The sequence below is a fragment of the Microbacterium sp. B19 genome (assembly GCF_000333395.1).
Classification (GTDB): Bacteria; Actinomycetota; Actinomycetes; order Actinomycetales; family Microbacteriaceae; genus Microbacterium.
On record NZ_BADA01000536.1, the window covers coordinates 1 to 8,641 of the forward strand.

The window sequence follows — 8,641 nt, forward strand, 5'->3', positions numbered from 1 at the left end:
CGAGCGCGTGGCCGCCACCGTCGCCAGCGCGACCTGCAGTTCACCGAGGAGCATGGAGGCATCCTGGCATCCCCCTCCGACATCGCCGGTCGGCTTGCGCGCGGGGGTTCCTGATGCCACCGGCGAGAAACGCGACCCACCGCGCGAAACGCGTTCGCACCGCGTTTCTCGCCGCGAGTGGCGTCTATCGCGGTGAACGCGCGAGCCGCGACGCCTCACCGCGGATCACACGCCGCCCCGCTCCGCAACCCCCGATGACCTCGGCGAGCGATGGCATGTGCTGGTGTCTCCCCCAGGAACGAGGTCCCATGAACGCTCCCGCAACCGCCGAACAGTCCGCCCGCACCGCCCGCGAGGCGTTCGGATGGGACGCGTTGCTGCCGGGGCAGGCCGAGGCCATCGACGCCGTGGTCGGTGGGCGCGACACGCTCGTCGTGTTCCCGACGGGCGCGGGCAAGTCGGCGGTGTACCAGATCGCGGGATGCGAGCTGGGCGGGGTGACCGTCGTGATCTCACCGCTGCTCGCCCTGCAGCGCGACCAGATCGCCTCGATCGACGCGGCTCCCGACGCACCCGCGGCCGTCGCTCTGAACTCGCGCACGGGTGCGCGGGCGCGCACCGCGGCCTGGGCCGCGATCGAGAGCGGCGACCCGGTGTACGCGTTCCTCGCCCCCGAGCAGCTCGCGAATCCGGAGGTCTTCGAGCGACTGAAGAAGGCCGATGTCCGGCTCGTCGTCGTGGACGAGGCGCACTGCGTGTCCGCGTGGGGCTTCGACTTCCGTCCCGAGTACGCGCGCATCGGCGACGCCGTCGACGCGCTCGGGCACCCTCCCGTGCTGGCCCTGACGGCCACGGCATCCGGTCCCGTCCGTGACGACATCGTCGCGAGCCTCATTATGCGCGATCCCCACCTCGAGGTGCGCGGCATGGACCGCCCCGAGATCCACATGTCGGTCCGTCGCCACGAGCACGACGCCGATAAGCGCCGCGCCGTCGTGGAGGACGTGAGGGATGCCGACGGCCCGACGCTGCTGTACGTGGCCACGCGCAAGGAGACCGAGACGTATGCCGCCGAGCTCGTCGGACTGGGACGCCGGGCCGCGCCGTACCACGGCGGGATGGCGCAGAAGCGGCGCGACGAGGTGCACGCGGCCTGGAGCGCCGGCGAGCTCGACGTCGTCGTGGCGACGTCGGCGTTCGGTATGGGCGTCGACAAGTCGGACGTGCGGTGGGTCATCCACGCCGACGTCACCGAGTCGCTCGACTCCTACGCCCAGGAGATCGGCCGCGCCGCGCGCGACGGACAGCCCGCGCGCGCCGTTCTGCACTACCGCGCCGAGGACTTCTCCTTGCGGTCGTTCTTCGCCGGCGGGCACAGCCGACGCGCCGACATCGCGGGCGTCTGGGACGCGCTCGGGCGTCGGGACGCACCGATGCGCGCGAAGGAGCTCGCCGAGGAGAGCGGCCGCTCGGCCCGGGCGATCGGCCGCGTGCTGACGCAGCTCGTGGCGTGCGGGCTGGCCGTTGCCGGCCCCGAGGGGATCTCCGCGGCGGCGAAGGTCTCCGCGGGCGATGCGGTCGCCGCAGTGCGCGAACGGGACGAGGCCGAGGAGCGCGTCCGTGCGTCCCGCATCGAGATCATGCGCGGCTATGCCGAGACCGTCCACTGCCGTCGGCGCGCGCTCCTGGAGTACTTCGGCGTCGCGGCCCCCGAGCGCTGCGGCACCTGCGACCGTTGTGACGGCGCGGATGCCACTCCTGTCCCCGCCGCGGATGCCGAGGCCGACGACCTGCGCGTCGACTCGGTCGTCGACCACCACGAGTGGGGAACCGGGACAGTGATGGCCGTCGAGGCCGACCGGCTCACAGTGTTCTTCCCCGATCACGGCTACAAGGTGCTGTCGCGCGCCGCGTTCGACCGCGGCATCCTGGAACTCGGCGACGCCGCGTAGCCCGGCGCCGCGGCGCGGGGCACCAGGGTTTGGGGCGCACTTCGCGCTTCGGGGCGCGCAAATCCCGCCCCGAAGCGCGGATCACGCCCCAAACCCGGGACGCCCGGGGTCACTCCCGCGTCGCCCACCACGCCCAGGCGACGAGCGGCGCCTGCAGGAACAGCCGCGCGAAGCGCGCGCGGTCGGTGCTCAGCCCCGGCGCGGAGCGTCCGGTGCGCCACTGGTGCACGTTGCCGGGGAACACCGCGACGAAGAACGCCGCGACGGCGGCACCAATACGACGTCGCTCGCGGGGCAGCGCGACCAACCCGACCCCGAGGAGTACTCGAAGGGCCCCGGATGCCACGACGATGGCGTCCTTGTCCGTGTGCAGCAGCCGCGTCGCCCAGTCCGGCACGACGATCCGGTACCCGCGGCGACCCCACGTGACGTGGCTGATGCCCGCGGCGAGGAGCAGCACGGCCAGCGCGCCGCGCGCGACGGAACGGACCAGGGCACCTCGACGTCGTGGCATCCGGTCAGTCTGCCAGCCGGCGGACGGCCGGGGGCCGCGTCAGAGCGGCGTGGGCCCCGTGCGCCGCACGAACTCGACGTATTCCGCGACGGTGTCCTCCGGGACGATCGCGCGCAGCACCACCTCGTCGACCGCGGCGGTGTACGCCTCGAGCGCGGGGCCGAGGTCGGTGACGTCGCGGATCGTCGTGTCGGCGGCATCCACCCCCATCCGGGCGAAGTTCGCGGCGTAGTTCGGGAACGAGGCGTACCGCGCGGTCTCGGCGTCGAGCCTCGCGCGCGCGGCGTCGACGATCGCGGTGCGCACGTAGACGGCGACGTGGGCATCGGGCGCGAGCGCGCGCAGCGCCGCGGCCTGCTGCGCCGCCTCGGTCGGCGGCACCCAGTTCAGCAGCACGCCCTCGGCGCGCTCGACCGCGAGCCGCCGCATCCGCGGCCCCAGCGCCCCGACGAGCACGCGCGGCACCCCGGCGTCGTGCAGGACGTCGATCGCGTCGCTGACGCGGGCGAGCGCCCCCTCTTTCGCGATACCCGAGCCGATGCCCAGCGTCAGGCGGTCGAGCGGAAGAGCGAGGGATGCCACCTCCGCGGCGATCTGCGCGGCGGGCCGCCGGTCGACGGGCACGACGCCCGTCGCGAGGTGGAGCGTCCGCGTGACCCGGGCGGCAGCGGCGAGCGCCGCCAGGGCATCGCCGTCGGGGGTGTCGTTGATCCACAGCGTGTGGAAGCCGGCTGCCTCGACGGACGGGGCGATCTCGGCGACCGCGTCGGGACCGAGCGTGCCGGCGAAGCCGATGGAGACGACGCCCCGGCTCACGAGACTCCCCCGGCGGCGGGGATCTCGGCGGCGACCTGGCCGACGGCCGAGAAGAACACGTGCAGATCGACGTCGTCGGTCGGCAGCAGCACGACGTCGTCGACACCCGCGGCCTGGAATCGTGCTACACCCTCGGCGACGTCGCCGACGGATCCCGCGAGCGCCCGGTCGGCGGCATCCGGTCGGTCCTTCAGCACCGCGCCCACGCGCTCGGACGCACCGGGCCCGAACGCGGTCAGGACGTAGGCCACGACGTCGGGGCGGCCGTCGCGGCCCGCCTCCGTCCACCCCGCGTGGACCGCGCGCACGGCCTCGGCGACCTCGTCGACGGTGTGCCGGCTGTCCAGGATCACGCCGTCGGCGACCGCACCGGCGAGGTGCAGCGTCTTCGGCCCCTCCGCGGCGGCGTACACCCGCGGCGCAACGACGGGCGGCCAGTCCAGCGACACGTCGCGCAGCTTCACGTAGCGCCCCTCGGTCGTCACGGTGTCGCCCGCGAGGAGACTGCGCAACGCGGGCAGCTGCTCCTGCATGAGCGTGAGCGGCGAGGCGGCCTTGGCGCCGATCTGCCGCATCCAGTCCTGCACGCCGTGCCCGAAGCCGGGGAGGAGCCGCCCCGGGAACATGCGCTCGATGGTGGCGACCTCCATCGCCGACGCCGCGACATTGCGGAGGGGGAACGGCGCGATGCCGACGCCCACGCGCAGGTGGTCGGTCGCGGCGAGCGCCGCGGTCGCAGCGGCCCACGCGGACGAGCGGAAGCAGTCCTCCCACAGCCACAGCTCGGGGACGCCCTCGCCCTCGGCGACGCGAGCCGCCTCGCGGAGCTCTTCGGGGGGATGGGGGTACGGGCTGAAGATCGTGCCGATACGACTCATGCCCCTACTCTGCCCTGCCCCGCCGACATTGTCGGCGCGGAGACCCGGCATCCGGCATAACTCCTGCACACCGGCGTGGGGCCGGTCGGAACGGCGACAGAACGACCGGCCCGCAGGAGTTGTGCACCGCGAACGCAGACGAAAGGCCCCCGGAACCCGAAGGTCCCGGGGGCCTGACACCGTGACTTACGCGGCGAGCGCCTCCGCGGCGGCCCGCACGACGAAGCCGGCGTCCGTGGCATCCACGGTCACCGCTCCCCCGTCGACGAGGTCGCCCGCGACGAACAGGTCGGCGATGCGGTCGTCGATCTCGCGCTGGATGACCCGGCGCAGCGGCCGCGCGCCGTACTCGGGCTCGTACCCGACCTCGGCGAGGCGGTCGACCGCGGCATCCGTCACCTCGAGCGACACCTCGCGCGAGGCGAGGCGCTTCGAGGTGCGCGCGAGCAGCAGGCGGACGATGTCGCGCAGCTGCTCCTTCTCGAGCTTGCGGAACATCACGATGTCGTCGATGCGGTTGAGGAACTCGGGCCGCATGGCCTCGCGGAGCTTGCCCATGACGCGGTCGCGCAGGTCGTCGTCGGCGAAGTCGCGTCCGGTCGTGGTGAACCCGATGGCTCCCGAACGGGATGCCAGGTACTCGCTGCCCAGGTTCGAGGTCATCACGATGACGGTGTTGCGGAAGTCGACCGTGCGCCCCTGGCCGTCGGTCAGGCGCCCGTCGTCGAGCACCTGCAGCAGCAGCGTGAACACGTCGGGGTGGGCCTTCTCGATCTCGTCGAACAGCACGACGGAGTAGGGGTTCCGGCGCACCCGCTCGGTGAGCTGTCCGGCCTCGTCGTAGCCGACGTATCCCGGAGGGGCACCGATGAGGCGCGACACGGTGTGCCGTTCGCCGAACTCGCTCATGTCGAAGCGGATCACGGCGGAGTCGTCGTCGAACAGGGACCCTGCCAGGGCCTTCGCGAGCTCGGTCTTGCCGACGCCCGTGGGGCCGAGGAACAGGAACGATCCGACGGGCCGACGCTCGTCACCGAGCCCGGTGCGGTTGCGGCGCACGGCCTTGGCGACCGCGGTGACCGCGGCATCCTGTCCGATGACCCGGCCGTGCAGGTCGTCCTCCAGGTGCGACAGGCGGCCGCGCTCGGTGGCGGTCAGACGCGACACGGGGATGCCAGTGGACCGGCTGATCACCGCGGCGATCTCGGGCTCATCGACCACCGCGTCGGGACGCGGCGCGGACGTCGCCGTTGCCAGACGCTCCTGCACCGCGGTGATCTCGTCGCGGATCCGCGAGGCCTCCTCGTAGTGCTCGGCCGAGACGGCGGCGTTCTTGTCGGCCTCCAGCACGGCGAGGCGCTCGACGAGGGCCGTCGTGTCGACCGCGACACCCAGGCGCAGGCGCAGACGTGCACCGGCCTGGTCGATGAGGTCGATCGCCTTGTCGGGCAGCACACGGTCGGGGAGGTACCGGTCGCTCAGCTCCACCGCGGCACGCAGCGCGTCGTCGGTGTACGTCACGGAGTGGTGCTCCTCGTACGCCGAGCGGAGGCCCCGCAGGATCTCGACGGCATTGGTGAGCGACGGCTCGCCGACGCGCACGGGCTGCAGACGCCGCTCGAGGGCGGGGTCCTTCTCGATCGTGCGGTACTCCTTCAGCGTCGTGGCACCGATGAGGTGCAGCTCGCCCCGGGCCAGGCGCGGCTTCAGGATGTTCCCGGCATCCATCGCCCCTTCGCCACCGGCTCCGGCGCCCACGATGGTGTGCACCTCGTCGATGAAGACGACGAGCTTGCCGGACTGTGCGGCGATCTCGTCCATCGTCTGGGTCAGACGCTCCTCGAAGTCGCCGCGGTAGCGGGCGCCGGAGAGCATCGCGGCGAGGTCGATCGAGACGACGCGGGTGTCGCGCAGCTGCTCGGGCACGGCGCCCTCGACGATCGCGCGGGCGAGTCCCTCTACGACGGCGGTCTTGCCGACGCCGGCCTCACCGATCAGCACGGGGTTGTTCTTCGTGCGGCGGCTGAGGATCTCGATGGTCTGCTCGATCTCGTCGGCGCGGCCGATCACCGGGTCGAGGCGACCCGACGCGGCGAGCGCGGTGAGGTCGGTGCCGAACCGGTCGAGATTCGGGGTCGTGGATGCCGTCTCCTCGGGCGCCGTGGCCTGCTCGCCGCCGACGACGGTCTCGCGCACGCCCTGCGTCAGGGCCTCGGCGGTGACTCCCGCCTGGGCGAGGATCTGCCCGGCGGGGGCGTCCTGCGCGAGGACGAGCGCGAAGAAGAGGTGGTCGGGGTCGACGTAGGTCGACCCGGCGGCGCGGGCGACCTGGAACGCGTGGAACAGCGCGCGCTGGACCGATCCCGCCACGACGGCACCGTCGACGTCCGCGGCGGGACCGGCGGCCGGCAGACGGCTCTCGGCGGCGCGGGCGATCGCGGCGGGGTCGGCGCCGAGACGCGCGACGGCGTCGCGCGCGGGCGCCTGTCCGACGAGCACGTGCAGGACGTGCAGCGCGTCGAGTTCGCGCTGGCCGCGGCCGAGCGCATAGCGGCCGGCCTCCTGCAGAGCCTCCTGGGTGCGGGCGCTCAGGAACCGGCTGAGGTCGATCGAACGCTCGGCGCGCGCCCGCTCACCGGCGAGGTAGCGCGCGAGGAACTCGTCGAACGACTGGGCGCCGTTGTCCCCGGCGCCGGGGGTGACATCTTCGGGCAATTCCGTCTCCTGTGATACGTGAGTGGAGTCGACTCAAGTTTCTTACTTGAGTGGCTGCGTATCAAGTTCAACGGGAGGGCTCCGAGGATATTCCCGGCGAACGGTCTCAGGCCAGAAGGCGCGGATCCGGCTCTTTCCACAGCTCCACGGTCTGCAGCAGCCAGAACACCGCGAACAGCACGAGCGCCGCCGCCTCGCCGAGGAACACCCACGGCACCGGGCGCGTGACATCCCCTCCCCCGACGGCCAGCACCAGCGTGGCCGCGAGTCCGACGAGCGCGATCAGGATGCCGATCGCCACCGCCGCGTACGCGGGGCGGAACCGCTCCGGCGCCCGCTGCGGACGCCACGCGGCGATCGCCGCCACCGCGCCGATGAGAAGGAAGAAGCCCACGGCCGCGACGTTGTGCGCGAACAGGAGGAACGCATCGCGAGCGGCGAGCGCCCACGCCCCGAGCCCCACGACCACCACGACCACCGCCGCCGCGGTCACCGCGACCCCGCGCGACATCGTCCCCTGCACGATCGAGAGCACCACCCCCGCGGCCACCCCGACGAGGACCACGGATGCCACGCTCACACCGTTGTTGAACACGGCGGGGAGCACCGCGGGCGGAACGCACCGCACCACCTCCCCGCACACGTCGGCTTCCACGGTCGTCGGGACGACGGCGATCACGAGCGCCAGGACCGCGGCGACATCGAGCAGCCCCTGCTCGACACTGTGGCCCGAGAGCGCGACGAAGGCCGCCGCGACGACGAAGAGGCCCGCGACGAACATCGGCCCTGCCTGCGTGTAGTACGCCGCGCTCAGCGATGGCAGCGATCCCCCGACGATCTCCTCCACCGTCACCGCGACGGCGAGGAGCAGCGTCGCGGCGAGGATCGTCAGGCGCACGTACCGGTAGGTGCGCTGCGTCGACGTCGTGCGGATGCGCGAGTTCCTCCAGGGCGCCCGGATGCTCCTCCGCGGCCTCGGCCAGTGGCGAAGCTCCCCCGGGGCGATGGCACTCGGCCTCATCCCCGGGTTCCTCGTGGCCCTCGTCTTCGGTGCGGCGCTCGTCGGCTGGGGCATCCTCCTCGGCGAGGTCGTGGACGACTGGACTCCCTTCGCGAACACGTGGGCCCCGCTGTGGGCCACGGTCCTGCGTACCGCGATCGTCGTCGCGTCGTTCGGCGCGGCCGCGTTCCTCGCGATCGTGTCCTTCACCGCGGTGACCCTCGCCGTCGGTGAACCCTTCTACGACCGGATCTGGCGCGCCACCGAGCTCACCGCCACGGGACGGATCCCGGATGCCGACTATGGCTTCTGGCGCGCCGCCGGCGACGCCGTGCGCCTCATCGTCCGCGGGGCGTTCGCCGCGCTCGCCGCGTGGCTCCTCGGTCTCATCCCCTTCGTCGGCGGCGTGCTCGGCTTCCTCGTCGGTCTCTTGCTCACCGGCTGGCTGCTCGCCGACGAACTGACCTCGCGCGCCCTCTCGGCCCGCGGACTCGACCGCCGCGCCCGTCGCGCCGTGCTGCGCGACAACCGCGCGCGGGCGCTGGGCTTCGGCGTCGCGACGCAGCTGTGCTTCCTCGTTCCGCTCGGGGCGGTCGCCGTGATGCCCGCCGCGGTGGCCGGCAGCACGCTTTGGACGCACGCCGCGCTGCGCGAGACGACCGGCACGGCGGACCGGGCGTCGACGCGGCACGATAACCTGGACCGACCGAAGGGATCCCCATGTTCATCGTCTCGCTCATCCTGTTCGTCGGCGGCATGCTGCTCA

The 8,641-nt window shown here is 72.8% G+C and carries 7 protein-coding genes; 2 read left to right on the plus strand and 5 right to left on the minus strand.

Going from position 1 to position 8,641, the window contains the following annotated elements; all coding sequences use genetic code 11:
• The first annotated feature begins 308 nt into the window (after window positions 1-308).
• Complete coding sequence (locus I5G_RS18210) at window positions 309-1,952, plus strand: ATP-dependent DNA helicase RecQ (RefSeq protein WP_022880330.1); 1,644 nt, start codon at window positions 309-311, stop codon at window positions 1,950-1,952.
• Window positions 1,953-2,061: 109 nt separating this feature from the next.
• On the opposite strand, the gene I5G_RS18215 is transcribed toward I5G_RS18210, so the two are convergent.
• The 5 genes from I5G_RS18215 to I5G_RS18235 all read right to left on the minus strand — a co-directional run bounded on the left by I5G_RS18215 (window position 2,062) and on the right by I5G_RS18235 (window position 7,896).
• Window positions 2,062-2,466, minus strand: coding sequence for a membrane protein (locus I5G_RS18215; RefSeq protein ID WP_026096075.1), 405 nt, complete (start codon window positions 2,464-2,466; stop codon window positions 2,062-2,064).
• A gap of 39 nt (window positions 2,467-2,505) precedes the next feature.
• Window positions 2,506-3,282: an LLM class flavin-dependent oxidoreductase gene (locus I5G_RS18220; RefSeq protein WP_022880331.1), complete on the minus strand. Its 777-nt coding sequence runs from the start codon at window positions 3,280-3,282 to the stop codon at window positions 2,506-2,508.
• Window positions 3,279-4,160, minus strand: a complete 882-nt coding sequence (locus I5G_RS18225) for an LLM class flavin-dependent oxidoreductase (protein WP_022880332.1) — start codon at window positions 4,158-4,160, stop codon at window positions 3,279-3,281. The genes I5G_RS18220 and I5G_RS18225 overlap by 4 nt, the downstream gene beginning before the upstream one ends.
• A 186-nt stretch (window positions 4,161-4,346) precedes the next feature.
• On the minus strand, window positions 4,347-6,875 hold the full coding sequence (locus I5G_RS18230) for an ATP-dependent Clp protease ATP-binding subunit (RefSeq protein WP_022880333.1): 2,529 nt from the start codon (window positions 6,873-6,875) through the stop codon (window positions 4,347-4,349).
• Between the two features lie 106 nt (window positions 6,876-6,981).
• Window positions 6,982-7,896, minus strand: a complete 915-nt coding sequence (locus I5G_RS18235) for a hypothetical protein (protein ID WP_187288873.1) — start codon at window positions 7,894-7,896, stop codon at window positions 6,982-6,984.
• Here I5G_RS18235 and I5G_RS23510 point away from each other — a divergent pair.
• The coding region (locus I5G_RS23510) for an EI24 domain-containing protein (RefSeq protein WP_239642572.1) at window positions 7,880-8,641 on the plus strand (762 nt) is incomplete at its 3' end. The two genes, I5G_RS18235 and I5G_RS23510, sit on opposite strands and share 17 nt — an antisense overlap.